At 53.9% G+C, this 23754-nt stretch carries 25 protein-coding genes and 3 tRNA genes; 17 read left to right on the top strand and 11 right to left on the bottom strand.

The annotated features are described in order from the left end of the window. The first annotated feature begins 13 nt into the window (after nt 1–13). The 3 genes from tcyL (at nt 14) to sdiA (ending at nt 2371) form a co-directional block, all read left to right on the top strand. Nucleotides 14–682 (top strand): cystine ABC transporter permease, encoded by a 669-nt coding sequence (gene tcyL, locus ACR42C_RS14230; protein ID WP_163329837.1) that lies wholly within the window; start codon nt 14–16, stop codon nt 680–682. Next, nucleotides 679–1431, top strand: coding sequence for an L-cystine ABC transporter ATP-binding protein TcyN (gene tcyN, locus ACR42C_RS14225; RefSeq protein ID WP_041909387.1), 753 nt, complete (start codon nt 679–681; stop codon nt 1429–1431). The genes tcyL and tcyN overlap by 4 nt, the downstream gene beginning before the upstream one ends. A 217-nt stretch (nt 1432–1648) precedes the next feature. Next, nucleotides 1649–2371 (top strand): quorum-sensing transcriptional regulator SdiA, encoded by a 723-nt coding sequence (sdiA, locus tag ACR42C_RS14220; RefSeq protein ID WP_116338997.1) that lies wholly within the window; start codon nt 1649–1651, stop codon nt 2369–2371. A 66-nt stretch (nt 2372–2437) separates the two neighbouring features. Here the strand turns inward: sdiA and ACR42C_RS14215 are convergent, their stop codons facing one another. Then, the gene (locus ACR42C_RS14215; RefSeq protein WP_014832453.1) at nt 2438–2662 is read right to left on the bottom strand and encodes a DUF2594 family protein; all 225 of its coding nucleotides are present in this window, start codon (nt 2660–2662) and stop codon (nt 2438–2440) included. 464 nt (nt 2663–3126) lie between these two features. Between ACR42C_RS14215 and uvrY the strand changes: the two genes are divergently transcribed. The 6 genes from uvrY to ACR42C_RS14185 all read left to right on the top strand — a co-directional run bounded on the left by uvrY (nt 3127) and on the right by ACR42C_RS14185 (nt 6664). Continuing rightward, nucleotides 3127–3783, top strand: a complete 657-nt coding sequence (uvrY, locus tag ACR42C_RS14210) for a UvrY/SirA/GacA family response regulator transcription factor (RefSeq protein WP_013096026.1) — start codon at nt 3127–3129, stop codon at nt 3781–3783. Continuing rightward, nucleotides 3780–5612: an excinuclease ABC subunit UvrC gene (gene uvrC / locus ACR42C_RS14205; protein ID WP_116338999.1), complete on the top strand. Its 1833-nt coding sequence runs from the start codon at nt 3780–3782 to the stop codon at nt 5610–5612. Before uvrY ends, uvrC begins: the two co-directional genes overlap by 4 nt. A gap of 56 nt (nt 5613–5668) precedes the next feature. Further along, nucleotides 5669–6217 carry a CDP-diacylglycerol--glycerol-3-phosphate 3-phosphatidyltransferase gene (pgsA, locus tag ACR42C_RS14200; RefSeq protein ID WP_116339001.1) on the top strand — a complete coding sequence of 183 codons (549 nt, stop codon included), beginning with the start codon at nt 5669–5671 and terminating at the stop codon, nt 6215–6217. Nucleotides 6218–6369: 152 nt separating this feature from the next. Next, nucleotides 6370–6445, top strand: a tRNA-Gly gene (locus ACR42C_RS14195). A gap of 46 nt (nt 6446–6491) precedes the next feature. Further along, nucleotides 6492–6565, top strand: a tRNA-Cys gene (locus tag ACR42C_RS14190). A gap of 12 nt (nt 6566–6577) precedes the next feature. Next, nucleotides 6578–6664, top strand: a tRNA-Leu gene (locus ACR42C_RS14185). Between the two features lie 82 nt (nt 6665–6746). Here ACR42C_RS14185 and ACR42C_RS14180 read toward each other — a convergent pair. The 5 genes from ACR42C_RS14180 to ACR42C_RS14160 all read right to left on the bottom strand — a co-directional run bounded on the left by ACR42C_RS14180 (nt 6747) and on the right by ACR42C_RS14160 (nt 11753). Further along, the gene (locus ACR42C_RS14180; protein ID WP_316379481.1) at nt 6747–7463 is read right to left on the bottom strand and encodes an ABC transporter ATP-binding protein; all 717 of its coding nucleotides are present in this window, start codon (nt 7461–7463) and stop codon (nt 6747–6749) included. After that, nucleotides 7460–8335 (bottom strand): ATP-binding cassette domain-containing protein, encoded by an 876-nt coding sequence (locus ACR42C_RS14175; protein WP_316379482.1) that lies wholly within the window; start codon nt 8333–8335, stop codon nt 7460–7462. The genes ACR42C_RS14180 and ACR42C_RS14175 overlap by 4 nt, the downstream gene beginning before the upstream one ends. Then, nucleotides 8332–9606 (bottom strand): high-affinity branched-chain amino acid ABC transporter permease LivM, encoded by a 1275-nt coding sequence (gene livM / locus ACR42C_RS14170; RefSeq protein WP_320721028.1) that lies wholly within the window; start codon nt 9604–9606, stop codon nt 8332–8334. Before livM ends, ACR42C_RS14175 begins: the two co-directional genes overlap by 4 nt. An 11-nt stretch (nt 9607–9617) precedes the next feature. Then, the gene (locus ACR42C_RS14165) at nt 9618–10532 is read right to left on the bottom strand and encodes an ABC transporter permease subunit (protein ID WP_320721015.1); all 915 of its coding nucleotides are present in this window, start codon (nt 10530–10532) and stop codon (nt 9618–9620) included. Nucleotides 10533–10631: 99 nt separating this feature from the next. Next, nucleotides 10632–11753: a branched-chain amino acid ABC transporter substrate-binding protein gene (locus ACR42C_RS14160; protein WP_116339017.1), complete on the bottom strand. Its 1122-nt coding sequence runs from the start codon at nt 11751–11753 to the stop codon at nt 10632–10634. A 414-nt stretch (nt 11754–12167) separates the two neighbouring features. Between ACR42C_RS14160 and ACR42C_RS14155 the strand changes: the two genes are divergently transcribed. Beyond that, nucleotides 12168–12836, top strand: a complete 669-nt coding sequence (locus ACR42C_RS14155) for a YecA/YgfB family protein (RefSeq protein WP_163329846.1) — start codon at nt 12168–12170, stop codon at nt 12834–12836. Nucleotides 12837–12869: 33 nt separating this feature from the next. Here ACR42C_RS14155 and tyrP read toward each other — a convergent pair whose 3' ends face one another. Further along, nucleotides 12870–14081 (bottom strand): tyrosine transporter TyrP, encoded by a 1212-nt coding sequence (gene tyrP, locus ACR42C_RS14150; RefSeq protein WP_116339021.1) that lies wholly within the window; start codon nt 14079–14081, stop codon nt 12870–12872. Between the two features lie 230 nt (nt 14082–14311). Between tyrP and ACR42C_RS14145 the strand changes: the two genes are divergently transcribed. Then, nucleotides 14312–14653 (top strand): hypothetical protein, encoded by a 342-nt coding sequence (locus ACR42C_RS14145; protein ID WP_163329848.1) that lies wholly within the window; start codon nt 14312–14314, stop codon nt 14651–14653. Nucleotides 14654–14689: 36 nt separating this feature from the next. On the opposite strand, the gene ftnA is transcribed toward ACR42C_RS14145, so the two are convergent. Further along, nucleotides 14690–15187, bottom strand: coding sequence for a non-heme ferritin (gene ftnA, locus ACR42C_RS14140; protein WP_028013664.1), 498 nt, complete (start codon nt 15185–15187; stop codon nt 14690–14692). Nucleotides 15188–15390: 203 nt separating this feature from the next. Then, nucleotides 15391–15729, bottom strand: coding sequence for a YecR family lipoprotein (yecR, locus tag ACR42C_RS14135; protein WP_479984243.1), 339 nt, complete (start codon nt 15727–15729; stop codon nt 15391–15393). 257 nt (nt 15730–15986) lie between these two features. On the opposite strand from yecR, the gene ACR42C_RS14130 reads away from it, so the two are divergent. The 3 genes from ACR42C_RS14130 (at nt 15987) to ACR42C_RS14120 (ending at nt 17187) form a co-directional block, all read left to right on the top strand. Next, nucleotides 15987–16625 (top strand): RpiB/LacA/LacB family sugar-phosphate isomerase, encoded by a 639-nt coding sequence (locus ACR42C_RS14130; RefSeq protein ID WP_479984242.1) that lies wholly within the window; start codon nt 15987–15989, stop codon nt 16623–16625. Nucleotides 16626–16743: 118 nt separating this feature from the next. Continuing rightward, nucleotides 16744–16827, top strand: coding sequence for a stress response protein AzuC (gene azuC, locus ACR42C_RS14125; protein WP_014884364.1), 84 nt, complete (start codon nt 16744–16746; stop codon nt 16825–16827). A gap of 108 nt (nt 16828–16935) precedes the next feature. Then, entirely contained in the window at nt 16936–17187 is a 252-nt protein-coding gene (locus ACR42C_RS14120; RefSeq protein WP_008500405.1) for a DUF2766 family protein, read from the top strand. Between the two features lie 41 nt (nt 17188–17228). Here ACR42C_RS14120 and ACR42C_RS14115 read toward each other — a convergent pair whose 3' ends face one another. Next, nucleotides 17229–18572, bottom strand: a complete 1344-nt coding sequence (locus ACR42C_RS14115) for an anaerobic C4-dicarboxylate transporter (protein ID WP_316379487.1) — start codon at nt 18570–18572, stop codon at nt 17229–17231. Between the two features lie 165 nt (nt 18573–18737). Next, nucleotides 18738–19241, bottom strand: a complete 504-nt coding sequence (locus ACR42C_RS14110) for a non-heme ferritin-like protein (RefSeq protein ID WP_233002679.1) — start codon at nt 19239–19241, stop codon at nt 18738–18740. A gap of 787 nt (nt 19242–20028) precedes the next feature. Here ACR42C_RS14110 and araF point away from each other — a divergent pair. From araF to araH, 3 genes are all read left to right on the top strand, one after another. Continuing rightward, entirely contained in the window at nt 20029–21018 is a 990-nt protein-coding gene (gene araF / locus ACR42C_RS14105; RefSeq protein WP_008500409.1) for an arabinose ABC transporter substrate-binding protein AraF, read from the top strand. 71 nt (nt 21019–21089) lie between these two features. Then, nucleotides 21090–22604, top strand: coding sequence for an L-arabinose ABC transporter ATP-binding protein AraG (gene araG, locus ACR42C_RS14100; protein ID WP_316379488.1), 1515 nt, complete (start codon nt 21090–21092; stop codon nt 22602–22604). Between the two features lie 14 nt (nt 22605–22618). Beyond that, nucleotides 22619–23599, top strand: coding sequence for an arabinose ABC transporter permease AraH (araH, locus tag ACR42C_RS14095; protein WP_032644894.1), 981 nt, complete (start codon nt 22619–22621; stop codon nt 23597–23599). Nucleotides 23600–23754: the final 155 nt, after the last annotated feature.

The raw sequence follows: 23754 nt of genomic DNA, 5'->3' as shown, positions 1-23754 counted from the left end.
TCGAAAAATAATAATGCAAGAAAGTATTCAACTGGTTATTGATTCGCTGCCGTTCCTGCTGAAAGGTGCGGTATTTACGTTACAGCTCAGTATCGGCGGGATGTTCTTCGGGCTGGTGCTGGGTTTTATTCTGGCCTTAATGCGCATGTCGCCCATCCTGCCGGTACGCTGGCTGGCGCGCTTTTATATCTCCGTGTTTCGCGGTACGCCGCTCATCGCCCAGCTCTTTATGATCTACTACGGTTTACCGCAGTTCGGGATCGAGCTGGATCCGATCCCGGCGGCAATGATTGGGCTGTCGCTCAATACGGCGGCCTATACCTCCGAAACCCTCCGCGCGGCGATCTCGTCAATTGATAAAGGCCAGTGGGAAGCGGCGGCCAGTATTGGGATGACGCCGTGGCAGACGCTGCGTCGCGCGATTCTGCCGCAGGCTGCACGGGTAGCGCTTCCGCCGCTGAGCAACAGCTTCATCAGCCTGGTGAAAGACACCTCACTCGCAGCAACCATTCAGGTGCCGGAGCTGTTCCGTCAGGCGCAGCTCATTACCTCACGCACCCTTGAAGTTTTCACCATGTATCTGGCCGCCTCGCTGATCTACTGGGTGATGGCGACGGTGTTGTCCGCGCTGCAAAACTATTTTGAAAACCAGCTTAACCGCCAGGAGCGTGATCCAAAATGAGTGCTATCGACGTTAAAAACCTGGTGAAAAAATTCCACGGGCAAACGGTGCTCCACGGGATCGACCTGGAAGTTGAGCAGGGCGAAGTAGTGGCGATTATTGGCCCGAGCGGATCGGGTAAAACTACGCTGCTGCGCAGTATCAACCTGCTTGAACAGCCGGAAGGGGGCACCATTCGGGTTGGAGAGATAACGATTGATACCGGTAAATCCATCAGCCAGCAGAAAGGGTTGATTCGCCGCCTGCGTCAGCATGTTGGCTTTGTGTTCCAGAGCTTCAACCTTTTCCCGCACCGCACGGTGCTGGAGAATATTATTGAAGGACCGGTCATAGTAAAAGGTGAGCCAAAAGAAGAAGCGACGGCTCGCGCGCGCGAATTGCTCGCCAAAGTCGGGCTGGCAGGTAAAGAAACCAGCTATCCGCGCCGCCTGTCGGGGGGGCAACAGCAGCGCGTGGCGATAGCGCGGGCGCTGGCGATGCGGCCTGATGTGATCCTCTTTGATGAACCGACCTCCGCGCTCGATCCCGAGCTGGTGGGTGAGGTGCTGAACACCATCCGCCAGCTGGCGCAGGAAAAACGCACCATGGTCATCGTGACGCATGAGATGAGCTTTGCGCGCGATGTGGCGGACAGGGCCATCTTTATGGACCAGGGGCGAATTGTGGAGCAGGGACCGGCGAAAAGCTTATTTGCTAATCCTCAGCAGCCGCGAACCCGTCAGTTCCTGGAAAAATTCCTCATGCAGTAGCATTTCTGCACTGATTTGCTCCAGAAACTTTCTCTGGAGCAAATTATTCTCGCTCTACTCCTTAAACGATGTTCTTTTATTCCGCCCGGCCAGAATAGCCCTTATCTATAGCGCAGTTGCACTATTGCCGATATTTTGTAGTTAGAAATAAGTTTTATGTGTTAGTTTATATTCACCATAATAATGATTATCTTTTCAGAGGCTTCTTTTAGTAAGTATGAAGGATTCAGACTTTTTCACCTGGCGACGGGATTGCTCCCTCCGGTTTCAGGAATTGACCTGTGCCGCCGAGGTATATCAGGAACTTCAGCGACAAACTCAGGCGCTGGAATTCGATTATTACGCACTCTGTGTGCGCCATCCCGTGCCGTTTACGCGACCTAAAATTTCTGTGTATGCCACTTATCCGCAGCAGTGGCTGGCGCAATATCAATCAGCGAACTATTTCACCATCGATCCGGTGCTTAAGCCGGAGAATTTCATTCAGGGGCATTTACCCTGGACGGACGCATTATTCGCGGATGCTCAGGAATTATGGAGCAGTGCGCAGGACTTCGGCTTACGTTCGGGAATAACGCAGTGTCTGATGCTGCCTAATCATGCGCTCGGCTTCCTCTCTGTTTCTCGTACTAGCGTGCAGGAAGGACCATTTGCCGGCGAGGAAATAGAGCTGCGGCTTCAGATGCTGGTGCAAATGGCATTAACCGCGCTGTTGCGTTTTGAAGATGAGATGGTTATGCCGCCTGAGATGAAATTCAGCAAACGCGAACGAGAAATTCTGAAATGGACTGCGGAAGGGAAGACGTCTGCGGAAATAGCGATCATTCTCTCTATTTCAGAGAATACGGTTAACTTCCATCAGAAGAATATGCAGAAAAAATTTAATGCGCCAAACAAGACGCAGATAGCCTGTTACGCGGCGGCTACGGGATTGATCTGATTAGAGAGTACGTTCTGCGTGACAGACGAGTGGACGGCTGAATGCACTGCATCCAGCCGTTTTTTGTTACTGGCGGTACGCTTGTTTGATTTGCTTAACGGTGTTAGCAAATACGGCCGATTCCGCCTGGTCTTCCATCTGCGCGATTTGTTTTTCCATTTTAATGATCACACGACCAGCGTCAGCCTGGCCCATAGCCTGCAGCATCAGCGTTAGCAGCGCTTTCAGGCAGTTTACTTCCTGTGCCAGTTCCTGGTTATTCTCCGCAGTGGCAAATTCAGGTGTGCTCATTTATTTTCCTCATTATTAAACGGCGCTAAAGCGCGACGACGAAAGTCAAGGCGGCGGAGTATACCACAGGCTGCAGCAAAAAATGCAGCGGTTGTTTTTCGTACTTTTACGTCGGTGTTTATTTGCGTAAACGCAGCCAGACGGTAAACTGATGCTCTGGTACGGCTATTAATTGTTTGCGCCTGGTTTACTTGCCGTTAATTATTGTTACAAAAATTTGAGGACAGTTTTTCCGCGAGAAAAACATGCAAGCTTTTTGTAACTTTTTGAATACAGATGCTTAAAAAAAGCCGGAAAAGCTCTGATGGCAGGGCTCTCTTTCCATGGACTGTACAGGCTAATTTCCAAAAACGAGACCAGAATCGAATGGCCGATTTTTTAACGTTTTAATCTTGTGATGAAAACCGTTAATATAAGCCAAATTATCACTCAGTAGCGTTATCCCTATTCTGGAGACATTTCCTTTGATCAACGTCCTTCTTGTTGATGACCACGAACTGGTGCGCGCAGGGATACGACGCATTCTTGAAGATATTAAAGGTATTAAAGTTGCCGGTGAGGCGTGCTGTGGGGAAGATGCCGTAAAATGGTGCCGCACAAACTCGGCCGATGTGGTGCTGATGGATATGAACATGCCCGGTATCGGTGGTCTTGAGGCAACACGCAAAATCGCGCGTACCTTTGTTGATACGAAAGTCATCATGCTGACCGTGCATACTGAAAACCCACTGCCCGCGAAGGTGATGCAGGCGGGTGCAGCTGGTTACCTGAGCAAAGGTGCCGCTCCGCAGGAAGTCGTCAATGCTATCCGTTCTGTTTTTGCCGGGCAGCGTTACATTGCCTCTGACATTGCGCAGCAGATGGCGCTGAGCCAGATTGAACCCGAGAAAACGGAATCGCCGTTTGCCAGTTTGTCTGAGCGTGAATTGCAGATTATGCTGATGATCACCAAGGGTCAGAAAGTGAATGAGATCTCAGAACAGCTGAATCTCAGCCCGAAAACGGTCAACAGCTATCGTTATCGAATGTTCAGTAAACTGAACATCCATGGTGATGTTGAACTGACTCATCTGGCCATCCGGCACGGTTTATGTAACGCGGAGACGTTGTTAAGTCAGTGAGTGATGTATTCGATTCAAAAGCATTTCTGAAAACCGTAACCAGCCAGCCAGGCGTCTATCGGATGTATGACGCTGGCGGTACGGTTATCTATGTGGGGAAGGCCAAAGATCTTAAAAAACGTCTTTCCAGCTATTTCCGCAGCAACCTTGCCTCTCGTAAGACCGAAGCGCTGGTCTCACTTATTCAGAATATTGATGTCACCGTGACGCATACCGAGACGGAAGCGCTGCTGCTTGAGCACAACTATATTAAGCTCTACCAGCCGCGCTATAACGTGCTGCTGCGGGACGACAAGTCTTATCCGTTTATCTTTCTGAGTGGCGATACGCATCCGCGGCTCGCGATGCACCGCGGCGCAAAACATGCGAAGGGTGAATATTTCGGCCCCTTCCCGAATGGCTATGCCGTGCGGGAGACGCTGGCGCTGCTGCAAAAAATCTTCCCGATCCGCCAGTGTGAAAACAGCGTCTACCGCAACCGCTCGCGCCCGTGTCTGCAGTACCAGATTGGTCGCTGCCTTGGCCCCTGCGTTGCCGGGCTGGTCAGTGAAGACGAGTATGCGCAGCAGGTAGAATATGTACGCCTGTTCTTAGCCGGCAAAGACGATCAGGTTTTAACCCAGCTGATCGCCCGAATGGAAAAAGCCAGCGCCGCGCTTGAGTTTGAAGAGGCTGCACGGATCCGCGACCAAATCCAGGCGGTGCGCAGAGTCACTGAGAAACAGTTTGTCTCAAATACCGGTGACGATCTCGACGTTATCGGCGTGGCCTTCGACGCCGGCATGGCCTGCGTGCATGTGCTGTTCATTCGCCAGGGAAAAGTGCTCGGCAGCCGCAGCTATTTCCCGAAAGTGCCTGGCGGCACTGAGCTGGGAGAAGTGGTGGAAACGTTTGTCGGCCAGTTCTATCTGCAGGGCAGCCAGATGCGCACGTTGCCCTCCGAGATCTTGCTTGATTTTAATCTTGACGATAAAACCCTGCTGGCCGATTCGCTTTCCGAACTGGCGGGCCGTCGGGTCAATGTTCAAACCAAACCGCGCGGCGATCGTGCGCGCTATCTTAAGCTGGCGCGAACCAACGCGGCGACGGCGCTCACCACGAAACTGTCCCAGCAATCCACGATCAGCCAGCGTTTAACCGCGCTGGCGACGCTCCTGAAGTTGCCGGAAGTGAAGCGAATGGAATGTTTCGATATCAGCCATACGATGGGTGAGCAGACGGTGGCGTCCTGTGTGGTGTTTGACGCCAACGGCCCGCTGCGCGCCGAGTATCGCCGATATAACATCACCGGCATCACGCCGGGTGACGACTATGCGGCTATGAATCAGGTGCTCCGCCGTCGCTACGGTAAGGCCATTGAAGAAAGCAAGATCCCTGACGTCATTCTTATCGACGGCGGGAAAGGGCAGCTTGGTCAGGCGAAAGCGGTATTCGAGTCGCTTGACGTTGAGTGGGACAAAAACCATCCGCTTTTGTTAGGCGTGGCAAAAGGGGCCGATCGTAAGGCCGGTCTGGAGACGTTGTTCTTCGAACCGGAAGGCGAGGGCTTCAGCCTGCCACCGGACTCCCCGGCGCTGCACGTTATCCAGCATATTCGCGATGAGTCGCACGACCATGCCATCAGCGGGCACCGCAAAAAACGGGCGAAGGTCAAAAACACGAGCACGCTTGAGACCATTGAGGGCGTGGGGCCAAAACGCCGCCAGATGCTGCTGAAATATATGGGCGGATTGCAAGGATTACTCAACGCCAGCATGGAGGAAATTGCAAAAGTGCCGGGTATTTCGCAAGGGCTGGCAGAAAAGATCTACTACTCGTTGAAACATTGAGGGCTCTGTAGCAACATAGAGCTAAATTTTACTGACAACAAATAGTTACCGTCACTATGCAATATAATATCCCTACGTTGCTCACTCTCTTTCGTGTTGTACTCATTCCGTTCTTTGTGCTGGCATTTTATCTGCCGGTTGTCTGGGCACCGTTTGCCTGCGCATTGATTTTCCTTATCGCAGCGGTAACTGACTGGTTTGATGGCTATCTGGCGCGCCGCTGGAACCAAAGCACCCGTTTCGGCGCGTTTCTCGATCCGGTAGCCGATAAAGTCATGGTCGCTATCGCGATGGTGCTGGTTGCTGAGCACTATCATACCTGGTGGGTGACGCTGCCCGCCGCAACCATGATCGGCCGTGAGATCATCATCTCTGCGCTGCGCGAGTGGATGGCTGAGCTGGGGAAACGCAGCAGCGTGGCGGTGTCCTGGATTGGTAAAGTGAAAACAACCGCGCAGATGGCCTCGCTGGTCTGGATGCTCTGGCGCCCGAACGCCTGGGTAGAGTGGGCGGGGATCGGTCTTCTGTGGGTAGCGGCGGTGCTGACGCTGTGGTCAATGCTGCAATATTTGAACGCTGCGCGCGGGGATTTGCTTGAACAGTGATCGTTTCGCCGTAATTTTCAGCAAACGATCCGGGGAAGCAAAAAATAACGTTGACTCATAACGTCATATCAGTAGAATGCAACGCATCGAACGGCGGCACAGCAAGCCGGACGATAGTGAAATCAAGCGGTTAGCAGTAAGCTTGATGACATGCGGGAATAGCTCAGTTGGTAGAGCACGACCTTGCCAAGGTCGGGGTCGCGAGTTCGAGTCTCGTTTCCCGCTCCAGATTAAAGACATACGCAGCAGCGGGTGTCAGTTTGAAAAGTTTTACGGCGCGTTAGCAAAGCGGTTATGTAGCGGATTGCAAATCCGTCTAGTCCGGTTCGACTCCGGAACGCGCCTCCACTTTCTTCCCGAGCCCGGATGGTGGAATCGGTAGACACAAGGGATTTAAAATCCCTCGGCGTTCGCGCTGTGTGGGTTCAAGTCCCACTCCGGGTACCATGGGAAACAAAGAATAATCAAAGCAATAAGCAGTGTCGTGAAACCACCGAAAGGTGGTTTTTTTGTGCCTGGAATCCGCCAGTTACACCCCGCCCAGATAAGCCTTCCTCACCTCCTGATTGCCCAGCAGCTCCTCGCCGCTGCCGCTCAGCCGGATCTGCCCGTTAACCATCACATACCCGCGATCGGAAAGCTTCAACGCGTGATGCGCATTCTGCTCCACCAGAAAGATGGTCATGCCGTTGCGGGCCAGCTCGCGCAGCGTCTGGAAGATCTGCTTCACCACGATCGGCGCTAAGCCCAGGCTCGGTTCATCCAGCAGCAGCAGCTTCGGACGGCTCATCAGCGCCCGGGCGATAGCCAGCATCTGCTGTTCCCCGCCGGACATGGTCATCGCACGTTGCTTGCGCCGCTCCTTGAGGCGAGGGAACAGCTCGAACATGGTTTGCATATCTTCAGCCGCATACCGGTTACCGATGGGGATGGTCCCCATCAGCAGATTCTCTTCAACGGTCATATCCGGGAAAACGTGCCGGCCTTCAGGCGCCTGCGCAATGCCGCCGGAGGCGACGTAGTGGGTGGATTTATGGCTGATATCTTCACCACTGAAAAGGATCTGCCCGTTGCGGATACGGGGCTGGCCAAAGATGGACATCAGCAATGTCGATTTCCCCGCGCCGTTTGCGCCAATCAGCGCCACGGTTTCACCTTTATGGACCTCCAGCGAAACTTGTTTCAACGCCTGAATCACGCCGTAGAACACGTCCACCTCGCGAAATGCCAGCAGCGGTTCGCTCATAGCTTCACCTCGCTTTCATCCGTGCCCAGGTAGGCGGCAATGACCTTTTCATCATGCTGGATCTGCTCGGGTTTTCCTCTGGCAATCACATCGCCGTGGTCGAGCACGATAATGTCGTCCGAAATCTCCATCACCATCCCCATATCATGCTCAATCAGTAATACCGTGATGTCATGCCGATCCCGCAGAAAGCGAATAATGCTGCTGAGCTTATGCGTTTCGACCGGGTTAAGCCCGGCGGCGGGTTCATCCAGGCAGATCATCTCGGGCCCGGTACACATTGCCCGCGCGATCTCCAGACGCCGCTGCTGGCCGTACGACATCTCTCCCGCCAGGCGATTGGCGAACTCCACCAGGTCCACCACTTCCAGCCAGTAGAAGGCCCTGTCCAGGGCGTCGCTCTCCGCCTGCCGGTATGCCGGCGTGTTTAAAATCCCGGCGAGAAGATTACGGTTGACGCGCATATGCTGCGCGACCAGCAGGTTTTCTACGACCGACATCTCGCGAAAAAGACGAATGTTCTGGAAGGTGCGCGCCAGCCCGGCGCGGTTCACCAGGTGCGTTCCGCCAAACATTTTGTAGAACAGGCGCTGCCCGAGTTGCGCCGGGTTAATCCAGTCGCCCGGCTGGAATTTTTGTCCGAGGACCTGAATAACGTTGGTCGTGTTTGTGCGGGTATTAAATAAAATGCTGCCGCCGGAGGCCTTATAGAAGCCCGTCAGGCAGTTAAACACGGTTGTTTTTCCCGCCCCGTTTGGCCCGATGAGGGCGGTAATGGAGCCGCGCTGCACGTCCAGGTTGACGTCGTTTAGCGCCTTAATCCCGCCGAAGTGCATCATCAGATGTTCAACGCGCAATATCGTTTCGTTCATGGCGCCACGCCCTTACGCACGGCAAACCCGCTGCGGTTAATGCGGATCAAACCGCGCGGACGCCAGATCATCATCACCACCATCAGCATGCCAAACAGCAGGACGCGGTACTCGGCAAAACTGCGCAGCAGCTCCGGCGTGACCGTAAGCACAAAGGCAGCCAGCACCACGCCCAGCGTCGAGCCCATACCCCCCAGCACGACGATGGCGAGGATCAGGGCCGATTCAAAGAACGTGAATGAGGTCGGGTTCACGAACCCCTGGTAGGTCGCGAAGAATACCCCGGCAATCCCCGCGGTCGACGCGCCCAGCGTAAAGGCTGAGAGCTTAACCAGCACATGATTTAACCCCATTGAGCGACAGGCAATTTCGTCTTCCCGCAGGGCTTCCCACGCGCGGCCAATCGGCATTCGTGTCAGGCGGTGCTTGATGTAGAGCACCAGCATTACCACCAGAAACAGCACCGTATAGATAAAGATGAACTTCATGTTCGGGTTGTAGGTCAGGTGGAAAAATTCGTGGAAGGGCACGCCACCTTCTTTCGCGCGTCGTCCAAACTCCAGACCGAAAAAGGTGGGAGGAGGGGCCGAGACGCCATTGGGGCCGCCGGTGAAGGTCAGCCAGTTGTTAAGTACCAGGCGAATGATCTCCCCGAATCCGAGGGTGACGATGGCCAGATAGTCACCGTGCATGCGCAGCACAGGGAAACCGAGCAGGGCGCCTGCGGCGGCGGCCATGATCGCCGCCAGCGGCAGCATGCTCCAGAAGCCTAAGCCGAGATACTGGTATCCCAGCGCCAGACCGTACGCCCCGATCGCGTAGAACGCAACGTACCCCAGGTCCAGCAGGCCGGCCAGCCCCACGACGATGTTCAGCCCCAGGCCAAGAAGCACGTAGATCAGCCCGAGAATAGCGACGGTCAGCACATATTTAGTGGCGACAAACGGAAAGCAAACCGCAAAAGCAATCACCAGAGGAATAATCCAGCGCATGCGGCTTTTGTATTCCGGAGGCCGGACATACACGCCCGCGCTATCGGCCTCAAAGCGAGCCTGAAAGCGGGCTCCCGCGGCGGTACCTAAAAAGGCGCTCAACAGAAAACGCCCCAGCATCACAATGCCAACTATCCAGGCCAGCCGCTGTCCGGCGAAGTTAAAGCTGTACCCGTCCAGCACCACGCCCGCAATGGGGCCGAAGATAATCAGCGCAATCAGCCCGGAAAAAATCGCGTCGAGAATGCAGCGTTTAAGAGAAAAACCGTGCGATGTCATCATTCTCTCCCTCACACTTTGGCCACAATCGGGCGCCCAAGCAGTCCCTGGGGACGGAAAATCAGGATCATGACCAGCAGGCCAAACGAGAAGACATCTTTATAGTCCGAGTTCACCATGCCGGAGAACTGGGCTTCCGCGACGCCGAGGATAAGGCCACCCAGCATGGCGCCGGGGAGGGATCCGATGCCGCCGAGCACTGCCGCAGTAAAGGCCTTAATGCCAATCACAAACCCGACGTAGAAATCAAAGGTGCCGTAATTCATGGTGATGAGCACGCCCGCCAGGCCTGCCATCGCCGCGCCGATAACAAAAACCAGCGAAATAATCCGGTCGGTGTTAATGCCCAGAATGGAGGCCATCTTCCGATCCTGCTGTACCGCGCGGCACATCCGCCCCAGCCGGGTGTGGTTGATTATCCAGGTAAGGATCAGCATGCCGGCAAACGAGGCGACCAGAATAAACACTTTGGTGTAGGTTATCTGCACGAACCCGTCGCCAAAATGCAGGCGAATCACGCCGTCGAGCATGGTCGGCACCCCTTGCTGGCGCGGGCCCTGGCTCAGTTGGGCATAGTTTTGCAGGATAAGCGACATCCCGATGGCGGAGATAAGCGGCGCCAGTCGCGTGGAGTTGCGCAGCGGCTTGTAGGCGATACGCTCGATAGTCCAGCCGTACACGCCGGTTACCGCGATGGTGAACACCATCGTACCCAGAATAAGCAGGGGGAATGACTCAAGCCCGAAGAAAGAGAGCAGCGCCAGGCCAATGGCGCAGAGATAGGCGGAAATCATATACACTTCGCCGTGGGCGAAATTGATCATGCCGATAATGCCGTACACCATGGTGTAGCCGATGGCGATCAGGCCGTAGACGGAGCCCAGCGTTAAGCCATTGATTAACTGTTGCAGGAAGAATGTACTCATTTTAGCGCGCTCGTTTTATAGGCTGCGCGAGACGCACAGCCTGATGTTTATTACGCGCCGACGGGCAGGCCCGCCGACGTTGAGCGTGACTCCGTCCCGTTACTCGACTTCCTTATATTTTCCCTTGTCGTCCCACTGGTAAACCACGTAGTCAGACACTTTCAGATCGCCTTTGTTGTCCCAGGCTTTTTTGCCCATCACCGTGTCGACGGAATTGGCCTTTAGCCACTCGCTGGCTTTGGCAGAGTCCTTGCCGCCGGTGGCCTTGAAGGCCGCGGCAATGGCCTGCACGGAAGCATAGGAGTAGAGGGTGTAACCTTCCGGCTCGAATTTACCGGCGCGGAATTTCTCGATAACTGCTTTACCGTCCGGGATCAGGCGCGGATCTTTACCGAAGGTCATATAAATGCCGTTGGTGTATTGCGGGCCGCCCGCCGCAGTCACCATCTCTTCGTTGACAATGCAGTCGCCGGAGAAGAATTTCGCCTGCACGCCCTGTTCACGCATCTGGCGAACCAGCGGGCCGGCTTCCGGGTGACAGCCGCCGAAGAACACCACGTCCGGTTTTTGGGCACCGATCTTCGTCACCAGCGCGTTAAAATCTTTTTCACCGCGGGATAACCCCTCATACATCACATCCTTGACCCCGCGTTTCGCCAGCGCCGCTTTGGTAGCGTCTGCCAGCCCCTGTCCATAGGTGTCTTTATCGTGAATGATGACCACGCGTTTGGCTTTCAGCTTGTCGATGATGAAGTCGCTGGCCACCTGGCCCTGCTGGTCGTCGCGGCCGCACATGCGGAACATGTCGCTCATGCCGCGCTCGGTGATCAGCGGATTGGTCGAGCCGGGGGTAATCGCGATGATGCCGGCGTCGCTATACACCTCGGAAGCGGGCATGGTGGAGGAGGAGCAGAAATGGCCGACCACGGCATTGACCTTATCCTGGTCGACTAAGCGGTTGGCGACGGCCACGGCCTGCTTAGGCTCGCAGGCATCATCCCCCTGAACCAGTTTGATCTTCTCACCGTTAATCCCGCCTGCAGCATTAATGTCTTCTGCGGCCTGCGTAGCGCCGTGCCAGTACTGATCGCCATAGGTGGCATTCGGTCCGGTGAACGGCCCGGCCACGCCAATCACGATATCTGCCCGGGCGGAAAACGCCGTCACCAGGCAACCGGCCAACACAAGAGAAAGGGGAGTTCTGATAAATTTCAGCGACATTATTATGTTCCTTAGCAAAGAGGTTTTTGCACCACGGCGTAAGCCTGAACGCCCAGGGCGCAGCCAATCCAAAAACACGAGCAAGAACAAAATGCACTAAACGAACGGCATCCTGCGTGATACGGCGAGGTTTCCATGCGCAGCGTCGCGCGAAGAACAGCAAGCAAAAACGTTGCCAGAATGGTTAACCCCTTGACGGGGATATGACATCTTTGAGTATAGAGTGCCGCGTTATCCCGCCCTGGGGCAGCAGAAGAAATTACAGCGGAGATCACACATCGTTAACAATAAAGCCCATAAGTTGTGCAACGGTCACGATTTGCACGCTTTTGCAGCAATAAAGACCTAAACTTCAGCCAGGGCAGGCGTGCGATCTGTGGTAGGATCCTTTCCTTTTTATCAGGAGTGTCCGCGATGACGGAAGGTCCATTAAATGAAAGCGAAATGGCGTGGCTGGAAGAGACGTTAATGTCTTACGGTCATGACGATGCGTCCGTGATTGACGTATCCGAACTGGACGGCATGTTTACCGCAGTGCTTTCCGGCCCTGTTGTCGTTGAGCCAGATGCCTGGCTGGTGGCGGTGTGGGGCGGGGAGAAATACATTCCGCGCTGGAAAAACGATCGTGAGATGAACCGTTTTATCGATCTCTGCTTTAAGCATATGAACGACATTGCCGAGCGCCTGAGCGAGTACCCGGATCAGTTTGAGCCGATGTTCGGCTATAACGACGTTGACGGGGAGAGTTACACCGTGGTCGAAGAGTGGTGCTATGGCTACATGCGCGGCGTGGCGCTGACGGACTGGTCAGCCTTGCCGGAATCCCTGAAGGCCGACCTCGAGGTGATTGCCCTGCACGGAACGGAAGAGAACAGCGAGAAGCTGGATGAACTGTCCGAAGAGGAGTATATCGCCAGCATCGAGCGCATCCAGCCTGCGGCCCTGCGCTTATACAACTACTGGGTGGAGAATCCGCAGCAGCCGGAAGCGAAGAAGCCTGTCGTGAATGGCACGAAGGTGGGGCGTAACGATCCGTGTCCTTGCGGCAGCGGGAAGAAGTTTAAGAGCTGCTGCCTGCACTGATAAAAAAGGGGCTGATGTTAGCCCCTTTTTTAGTTAACCCACTTCCGGCAGCATCCCCGCTGCAATCAACACCTGCACCAGAATAATCATCACCCCGCAGCTAAACACAACGCACAACAGCGGTTTCCCGCCTGCCACGCGGTATCCTTGTTGAGGATGCTGCTGACGGCTTTTCCACGCCAGCAGGGAAGGGAGCAGCAGGGCCAGGACAGAGAGCGCCACTCCCGCGTAGCCCAGCGCCATCACAAACCCGCGCGGGTAAAACAGCGCAAAGGCCAGCGGCGGCAGGAAGGTAATGGCGCCGGTCTGCAACCGCCCGACGGCGGTATTGCGGCGCTGGAACAGGTCGGCAAGGTAATCAAACAGGCCGAGCGCCACGCCCAGGAATGAGGTCGCCAGCGCCAGGTCGGCAAACAGGTGCACCGCCAGCTCCACGTGCGGCGAGGTGACCACCTCGCGCAGGGACAGCAGAAAACCGTTCAGGCCAGCGTGCTGCGCCATCAGCCCGACGAAGGTTGAAGAGTCAATGCTGCCCAGCGTCACCAGCTGCCAGAAAATGTAGGCGATCAGCGGAATGGCGCTGCCGATGACAAAGACGCGGCGCAGTTTGCGAATATCACCATTCATATAGCTGACGATGCTTGGCACGCTGCCGTGGAAGCCAAACGAGGTGAAAATAACCGGGATAGCGGAAAGCGCCAGACCTTTTTCCAGCGGCAGCGTCAGGAGGTTCACCTTGTGCACGTGCGGCGCCAGCAGCACCAGCATGACAACCAGAAACAGAATTTTAGCGCTAAAGAGAAAGCGGTTAAACAGATCGACCAGCGAGGTTCCCACGCAGACCACGCCGCCGCCGATGAGCGCAAAGAAGATGGCTCCCGTGGCAGGGGTAATGTCTGAGCCAAACCAGTCATTGACGCTGGAGGCGATGAGCTCCCCGGCACCGCTAATATAGGCGGCGGTCAGGGCATACATCAGGAACATCATGCTAAAGCCGGTGATCCACTGGCCGTAGCGTCCCAGGTAGCGCGCCGCAAGCGAACCCAGTCCGGTATCGGCGGGGACATGCTGGTATACCTCAAGCAGCAGCAGTGCGGTGTAGCACATTAATGCCCAGAGCGTGCCAAGCAGCAGCAGGGTCATTCCAAATCCCACGCCTGCTGCGGCCAGGGGCATTGCCAGCATTCCTGCGCCAATCGTCGTTCCGGCGACGATAAAAATACTTCCCAGGGTTCTGTTTTTCACGCTTTCCTCTACAACGATGGTGAATCGCGACAAATTCTGCGGCGCAGAGTAAGGGAAAAGCGGTAATTCGTCAAATCACCGTTACAAGTCGTGTAATGATTATTTTACACCCGGCTAACCCTCCGATCCTTTATGGGGTGATGCCTACTTCATAAGGGCAATATTACGGCGCGAAATTCAGGCGTAACGTAAACACCTTGTACAAATAATAAAATAAAGTGAGGGTTTTTATGGCGGGGGAGAATCTATTTACCGCGGCATGGAGCCGGGGAGGCAATCTGTTATGCCACGGTCACTGGATTATCAGCTGGCAGAATCAGCCCCTGACGCTGCCGGAGTCCCGACGCGAAAAAGACATGGGCACGTGGGCAATTTATTCGATTATCGATCCCGAGGATGAGGCGTTCGCCCAGGGACTACAGGAAGATGAGTGGATTATTGAGAACGTCGACTGGCTAACCGACCTGTTTTTCGAGGCGGGTATTCCGCTGGAGACGGCGAATTACCGCAATTTTTACCAGGCCGTGAATCCCCACGACTGGCGCTGCACCAGCTGCGCGGGGTGTATGTAAATTAACGCGGCGCCGGAAACCGGCACCGCGCTGATATTAATTCTGCGTATCGAGAGTCGAAAGTTCTTTATCAATAAAGTAAAGTCCTTCGCCAGATTTACCCACCAGCGATAATTTATCCAGCACCGATTTAAACAGCTTCTCTTCTTCGTGCTGTTCAGCGACGTACCACTGCAGGAAATTAAAGGTTGGATAATCCTGGCCGATCATTGCCGCATGAACCAGTTCGTTAATTTTCTGAGTGATCAGCTGTTCGTGCTCATAGGTGGCGCGGAACAGTTCGTCGAGAGAATTGTACTCGGCAAAAGGCGATGCCACGTTCTCGATGCGCGGCAGGCTACCCGTATCGGTCAGATAATCGAACAGGCGCTGCATGTGGGTCATCTCTTCCTGAGCGTGACGACGTAGAAACGCTGCCGCACCTTCGAAGCTGTGATAGCTGCACCAGGCGCTCATCTGCTGGTAGAGAAGGGATGAATAGAGCTCAAGGTTCATTTGCGCATTGAGCTTGTCGATCATTTCAGTTTTCAGCATGGTGGCGCTCCGGATTATTATTACGGGTTCATAATGAGCGACACTATAATTTGTTATTTAATTATTTGCAAAAAGTAAAATTAAATATTTATTATTTCAAAATACGAATGGGAATAAAACGCATTGGCGATATTTATATTTATTAATGCGAATTATTTTTGTTCTTAGTTAAATAAAGCGCCAGCACGAGCTGGCAGCTTTGATTAATACCAGGGGTTATTTGACTTGGGGTTAACGGCATACCCCATGCATTTATACTGAATGGTCACGCTCTCGTTCAGGCACAAAGAGCCGCTTGTCAGGGTACAGGTTTTGACGGGCTGCCCGTAGGCAGAGGCGGTGGCATACCCCATGTTCTGGCAGGCTTTTACCGCGATACCGTTATTAACATATTCGTCTGACCAGGCGTTTTGCAGCACTGCCTGGCCGTAGTCGAGGCGGACAATGCCGTTCGGGGCATCGAGGCTGCTGATTTCCGCCTGACGGTTAACGCTGCACCCTGCGAGCAGCAGGATAGCGCCGGCTACGATGACTCTTTTCATGGTTCGCTCTGAGTGGATGGAAATACGTTATCGTACCCGCAGATGCCCGCCGCAATCCCCCGAATAGCCGGACAATCTCTCTTCTCTCTTTGCAACGGACGACGTGTGGCGCATTTGTCACAGATCTGTGAGCGCGCATTTATTTTTTTAAAACCACATTTCATTTACTTTGAAAGTGCGTTTGTTTGATAGTAGGGTAAATTATGAAAAGGTATCCATAGCGGGTTCGCCCGCAGCGCATCCCGGAGAGAGAGATAATGAAAATTGCACTTATGATGGAAAACAGCCAGGCGGCCAAAAACGCGGTGATACTGAAAGAGCTGAAAACGGTAGCTGATGAAAAAGGGTTTCCGGTATATAACGTCGGTATGAGCGATGAAAACGATCATCACCTGACCTACATCCACCTGGGCATTATGGCGAGTATTTTGCTGAATGCGAAAGCGGTAGATTTCGTGGTCACCGGATGCGGCACCGGGCAGGGGGCGCTGATGTCGTTAAACATCCACCCTGGCGTGATTTGCGGCTACTGCATCGATCCCGCAGACGCTTTCCTCTTTGCGCAAATCAACAACGGCAATGCGCTTTCGCTGCCGTTTGCCAAAGGTTTTGGCTGGGGGGCGGAGCTGAACGTTCGCTTTATCTTTGAAAAAGCATTCACCGGCCGCAAAGGGGAGGGTTATCCGCCAGAGCGTAAAGAGCCGCAGGTGCGTAACGCCAGTATTCTGAACCAGGTGAAAGCGGCCGTAGTGAAAGATAACTATCTGGACTCGCTGCGCGCCATCGATCCTGAGCTGGTAAAGACCGCTGTTTCCGGCCCGCGTTTCCAGCAGTGCTTCTTCGAAAATTGCCAGGATAAGGCGATCGAAGATTTTGTTCGCGGTATCGTGGGTTAACGATCTTTTTGAGAGTTGAATTGTGATGTGCATCACAAAAATGTTGATTTTTGTGACCGTGGTCATATTATAGGCACATTGACGACAGCGTTGTATAACACGTTAATGGAGCATCACAATGAAACTGCGCAAAATCCTGAAAAGTATGTGGGCCAACTACTGCCGCACCTTTAAAGACGTGCCGCCGGGTGCCATGTTCTGACAGAAAAACCTGCTTCGGCGGGTTTTTTTATGTCTTGCGGCGATGAAGGGAAGATGTCAGGGGCCACGTTTTGATACTATGGCGGCCTTTGAATAAGGAGAAAGCCCCATGTCACAAAACCTGAGCGCCGATCAGGAACTGGTATCTGACGTTGTCGCCTGTCAGCTGGTTATCAAGCAAATTCTTGATGTTCTGGACGTTATTGCGCCGGTTGAAGTGCGCGAGAAGATGTCCACGCAGCTAAAAAATATCGATTTTGCCAGCCATCCTGCCGCTGCCGATCCGGTTACGCTTCGCGCGATCCAGAAAGCCATCGCGCTCATAGAGCTGCGCTTCACGCCGCAGGGCGAGTCTCATTAAACCTGCGCACGGGCGACCGCGCGTGTCGCCCGTTGATGCGGTTAAAAGAAGGTTTGCACCAGCAGGTAGCTCGCCGCGCAGGCGCAGCTTACACCAATTAACCCTGGCAGAATAAAGCTATGGTTAATAATGAACTTGCCGATGCGGGTCGTCCCCGAGCGGTCAAAGCCGATGCAGGCTAAATCGCTGGGGTAGGTCGGCAGGACAAAATAGCCGTATGACGCCGGAAAGAAGGCGATCAGCATTTTCGGATCGATGCCCAGCATCAACCCCATCGGCGCCACGGCCGTCAGGGCCGCGGCCTGGCTGTTCACCAGCTTCGACACCAGGAAAAGCACGATGGCATACGTCCACGGATGGCTTTTCACAACGCCTTCCAGCGCCAGCTTTAACTCGTCGAGATGCGCCTGGAAAAAGGTATCACTCATCCACGCCACCCCGAACACCGAGAAGATCGCCACCATGCCGGCCTTGAATACCGCGCCGTTTGAGATAGCTGAGGCATTGACCTTGCAGACCATCAGCATCACGGCCCCGGCAATGAGCATCATCATCTGAATGACAAGGTTCATCGACAGCGCCGTCATTTTGCCTTTCAGCTCGAAGGCGGGGCGCAGTTCAGGGAAGGCTCCGAGCAGGACCACCACCGCAATACCGGCAAAGAAAATCCATGTCGACCAGTAGGCCTGCTTCGGAAAACGCTGGTTCATCAACGTCTCCGTGCCGCCATAGATAAACTCGCGCTGCCTGGGGTCTTTTAGTTTTTCCTGAAACTCAATGTCGTCAGCCAAATCTTTCCCGCGGCGTAAACTCCACAGGGCCGCAATCGCCACCCCGAAAAGTGAAGCGGGAACCGACACGGCGAGAATTTCCAGGATCCCCCACGCGTGACCTATCCCATGCTGCGCGGCCAGGATGGAGACCAGCGACACGACGGCGACAGAAACCGGAGACGCGGTGATCGCCATCTGGGATGCCACCGATGCCACCGCCATTGGGCGTTCCGGTCGGATCCCTTTTTTAAGCGCGATATCCGCAATGATGGGAAACATGGTATAGACCACGTGCCCTGTGCCACACAGAAAGGTCAACATCCAGGTGGTAAAAGGGGCAAGTAGCGTGATGTGCTGTGGGTGTTTGCGCAGCAGGCGTTCAGCAAACTGCATCATGACGTTGAGGCCACCCGCCGTCTGCAGGGTGGCGGCGCAGCCAATCACCGCAAGAATGGTTAACATGACGTCAACCGGCGGCTTGCCGGGCTTGAGTCCAAAGACAAAACACAAAATAAAAAGGCCAATCCCGCTGATTAACCCAAGCCCCATGCCGCCGAAACGTGTACCCGTCAGCAGGCAGAGGAGAATGACAACAAACTCAATGGTGATCATGCTGCTCCCTCGTCAATGATTATGTAATTAAATAAATCATTACATTTTGTAAGGCTAATCATTGGGAGCGAGATCTGATTTGTTAAAATTCAGCAAAAGCAGAGGGTTGGTGAAAAGGGAGGGGAACCTGCCCCCCAGAATCAGGGAAAGGGCAGGTTAAAACGCTTAGTGATGCTGCACCGTCACCAGGTCAAGCAGGTGGCGGTCGGCCTGCTCCGGGCATAAACCTGCCTGTCGGGCATTATGGATCTCATCCACCAGCGTTTTCAGCAGCATGCCGTCCTGCTGCTGTTCTTTGTCCATATCGCGTAAAAATTTAAGGGTGGTGATGTCATGCTGTGCTCTGGCTTCATCGGCCAGTCTGTTGAGCGTCGTGCAGCGTTGCTCATGCTCTTCCAGCGTTTTCTGAAACAGTTCTTCCAGAGAAGAGTAATTTTCGTTGATCCCATCGAGGGCTTTAACTACCGGGTTAGCCCCTGCGGCCTTCAGGAAGTTAAAGACGCGCATCATATGGGTGACGTTGCTTTGTGCCTGTGAGCGAAAGAACGTGGCAGAGCCCGTGAGGCTTTTCTCAGAACACCATGCGCTTAAGTGAAGGTGCAGATTCGAGGCGTAGAACTCAAGGTTCATCTGCGCGTTAAGTTTTTGCATCATCGTTTGGGTAGCCATACTCATATCCTTATAGACTGTGGGACGTGATGTCCGCTGCTTAACCTGACAGCCAGGCAAATGCGAAGAAAAACAGAAATGCAATTTCTGCAGTAACTGAAGTCGATCGAAAATTCACTTCCTGTGTTCGATATAAATAAGCATACCTTTGTCTTATGATTAAGAAAACTCTTAATTAGGCTGTGTTTACCATACATTACAAAGTTTAATATAGTACAAAAATACAAATATATAGCCACCAAATGAAAATTAATTAAATCATTGATATTAAAAGGTAAATGCCTTTTTGGCTGTGCTGATTTATGTTCGTGAATATTTAACCGGAATAATGCTCTGTAAAAAAAATAAATACAGATTATTCATTTCAAATATATGATGCGTTACTAAATTTGCGCTAAATCAATTTTTAAGGAATAACGCCTTTTTATGCCTCTTTCGCTTTTTTGATAAAAAGCATGGTTCCCTCGTCAGGCGATAGCCGCAGCGTCACCCCCGTAAGGCATCAGGGATTTCTTAGCTAATCTTATGGATTATTCTGCTCACCTCCCTTTCATTTGTCTGACAATTCCTGCCATTTTTATGTCATTTTTCGCTGAATTTATGTACGCAATTACTGTAATTCTGCGGTGTGATGGGGCTCTCTTATGGATGATTAATTTCCCGCTAAAACTATCACCAGCAATAACGCTTATGACGAGGTAAGCGCTAATGCCTTGTTTTAAGTCCGATTAAATAAGAAGCACGCAAATCTTCCCTACAGAAAAGAATGCTAAAGCTGGAGTTTACCATGCACAAATTTACTAAAGCGCTGGCGGCCATCGGTCTGGCTGCCGTTATGTCACAATCCGCTATCGCTGAGAATTTAAAACTCGGTTTTTTGGTAAAACAGCCGGAAGAACCCTGGTTCCAGACCGAGTGGAAATTCGCTGATAAAGCCGGAAAAGATTTAGGTTTTGAGGTGATTAAAATCGCCGTGCCGGACGGTGAGAAAACACTGAACGCCATCGACAGCCTGGCGGCCAGCGGCGCGAAAGGCTTTGTTATCTGCACCCCGGATCCCAAACTGGGGTCAGCAATTGCGGCAAAAGCCCGCGGTTACGACATGAAGGTTATTGCGGTTGACGATCAGTTCGTTAACGCCAAAGGCAAACCCATGGACAGCGTTCCACTGGTCATGATGGCGGCGACCAAAATCGGTGAACGTCAGGGGCAGGAACTTTATAAGGAGATGCAGAAACGCGGCTGGGATGTGAAAGAGACCGCCGTCATGGCTATCACCGCGGACGAGCTGGACACGGCGCGTCGCCGTACGACCGGTTCAATGGACGCGTTGAAAGCGGCCGGCTTCCCGGAAAAACAGATCTACAAAGTGCCTACCAAATCTAACGACATCCCGGGTGCCTTTGATGCCGCGAACTCCATGCTGGTCCAGCACCCGGAAGTGAAACACTGGCTGGTGGTCGGCATGAACGACAACACCGTCTTGGGCGGCGTGCGCGCGACGGAAGGCCAGGGCTTCAAAGCGCCAGACGTCATTGGGATCGGCATCAACGGCGTGGATGCGGTGAGCGAGCTGTCCAAAGCGCAGGCCACTGGCTTCTACGGCTCTCTGCTGCCAAGCCCGGACGTCCATGGCTACAAATCCAGCGAAATGCTCTACAACTGGGTAACCAAAGGGGCAGAACCGCCGAAATTTACAGAAGTGACCGACGTGGTGCTGATTACCCGCGACAACTTCAAAGAGGAACTGGCGAAAAAAGGACTGGGCGGTAAGTAATACGCTGTGATTGTGCCCCTTACTCGCCGTAAGGGGCCAGACGTACACACTACAGGAATCACGGAGTCGTTATGCAACAGTCTAATCCGTATCTCTCTTTTCGCGGCATCGGGAAAACGTTTCCCGGTGTTAACGCGCTGACCGATATCAGCTTCGACTGCTATGCCGGCCAGGTTCATGCCCTGATGGGGGAAAACGGAGCGGGGAAATCCACGCTGCTAAAAATCCTCAGCGGCAACTACGCGCCAACAACCGGCACGCTGGCCATTCGCGGTGAAGAGGTGGCCTTCGCCGATACCACGGCGGCGCTCAACACTGGTGTCGCCATTATCTATCAGGAATTGCACCTCATCCCTGAGATGACCGTGGCTGAAAACATCTATTTAGGGCAGCTTCCGCACAAAAGCGGCGTGGTGAATCGTTCGCTACTTAATTATGAAGCGGGGCTGCAGCTTAAACACCTGGGTCTGGACGTCGATCCCCAGACGCCGCTGAAATACCTCTCCATCGGCCAGTGGCAGATGGTTGAAATTGCCAAGGCGCTGGCGCGTAACGCCAGAATTATTGCCTTTGATGAACCCACCAGTTCGCTCTCCGCGCGTGAAATCGAAAACCTGTTCCGCGTGATCCGCGAGCTGCGTCAGGAAGGCCGCACCATTTTGTATGTCTCGCACCGCATGGAGGAGATTTTTGCCCTGAGCGATGCCATCACCGTATTTAAAGATGGGCGTTATGTGCGCACCTTTACCGATATGCAGCAGGTTAACCATGATCAGCTCGTTCAGGCGATGGTCGGGCGCGATCTGGGCGATATTTATCACTGGAAACCGCGCGAGTACGGCCCCGAGCGCCTGCGCCTGGACAACGTCAAAGCGCCAGGCGTGCGAACGCCGGTTTCGTTATCCGTTCGCAGCGGTGAGATCGTCGGGCTGTTTGGTCTGGTGGGGGCCGGGCGCAGCGAGCTGATGAAAGGACTGTTCGGCGGTACCCGCATTACCGCAGGCCAGGTCTCCATTGACGGCGAGCCGGTGGATATTCAGAAACCTGCCCATGCAATCAGGGCCGGAATGATGCTCTGCCCTGAAGACCGCAAGGCGGAGGGGATCATTCCGGTGCATTCGGTGCGCGACAACATCAACATTTCTGCCCGCCGTAAGTTTATCCGCGCGGGCTGCCTGATAAACGACGGCTGGGAGTCGAGCAACGCCGACCACCATATTCGCTCGCTGAACATCAAAACCCCCGGCCCGGAACAGCTGATTATGAATCTCTCAGGAGGGAACCAGCAGAAGGCCATTTTGGGCCGCTGGCTGTCGGAAGATATGAAGGTCATTTTGCTGGACGAGCCGACGCGCGGTATTGATGTGGGCGCAAAACACGAGATTTACAACGTGATCTATGAACTGGCAAAACGCGGCGTGGCGGTGCTGTTCGCCTCCAGCGATCTGCCTGAGGTGCTTGGCGTTGCCGACCGCATTGTGGTGATGCGGGAAGGTGAAATCGCCGGTGAATTACTTCATGAACAGGCGAATGAACAACAGGCGTTGAACCTCGCCATGCCTAAAGTCAGCCAGGCAGTCGCCTGAGTAAGGAGTTAATGATGTCCTCTGTTACTACATCCGGAGCGCCGAAGTCGGCATTCAGTTTTGGCCGTATCTGGGATCAGTACGGCATGCTGGTGGTCTTTGCCGCACTCTTCATCGCCTGTGCGATCTTCGTGCCTAATTTTGCCACCTTCATTAATATGAAAGGGCTGGGGCTGGCTATTTCCATGTCCGGCATGGTGGCCTGCGGCATGCTCTTCTGTCTGGCCTCCGGTGATTTCGACCTGTCGGTAGCCTCGGTTATCGCCTGTGCGGGCGTCACCACGGCGGTGGTGATCAACATGACGGAAAGCCTGTGGATTGGCGTTTTTGCCGGTCTGTTGCTCGGCGTCATCAGCGGTCTGGTGAACGGTTTTGTTATCGCACGCCTGAAGATTAACGCCCTGATCACCACGCTTGCGACGATGCAGATAGTGCGCGGTCTGGCCTATATCATCTCCGACGGCAAAGCGGTGGGGATTGAAGACGAGCGCTTCTTTACGCTGGGCTATGCTAACTGGCTGGGCCTGCCGGCGCCTATCTGGCTCACCGTGGCCTGCCTGATCCTGTTCGGCTTCCTGCTGAACCGCACCACCTTTGGCCGTAACACGCTGGCGATCGGCGGTAATGAAGAAGCGGCGCGTCTGGCAGGGGTGCCGGTCGTACGAACCAAGATTATTATCTTTGTGCTCTCGGGGCTGGTCTCCGCCGCTGCCGGGATTATTCTGGCCTCGCGTATGACCAGCGGACAGCCTATGACCTCTATCGGTTATGAGCTGATCGTCATTTCAGCGTGCGTTTTAGGGGGCGTTTCCCTCAAGGGCGGCATCGGAAAAATCTCATATGTGGTGGCCGGTATCCTGATTTTGGGCACGGTGGAGAACGCCATGAACCTGCTGAATATTTCGCCGTTCTCTCAGTACGTCGTGCGGGGTCTGATCCTGCTGGCAGCCGTGATTTTCGACCGTTACAAGCAAAAAGCGAAGCGTACCGTGTAACTCCAGCGCTGACTTTTTATTGCTCAACTAATAACCATAGTTGACCCCTGAACCGCCTCGCCAGTTTTGCTGGCGGGGCGGTTGTCAAATGGCGAGGCCCATCACACTGTCTATACTTACATGGCTATGAAAGAGGTAAAGGCGTTTACCTCTCG

It is taken from the genome of Enterobacter sp. MG-EB028 (assembly GCF_056673305.1).
The sequence above is the reverse complement of the archived record's forward strand: the minus strand, read 5'-3'. Positions and strand labels throughout refer to the sequence as shown.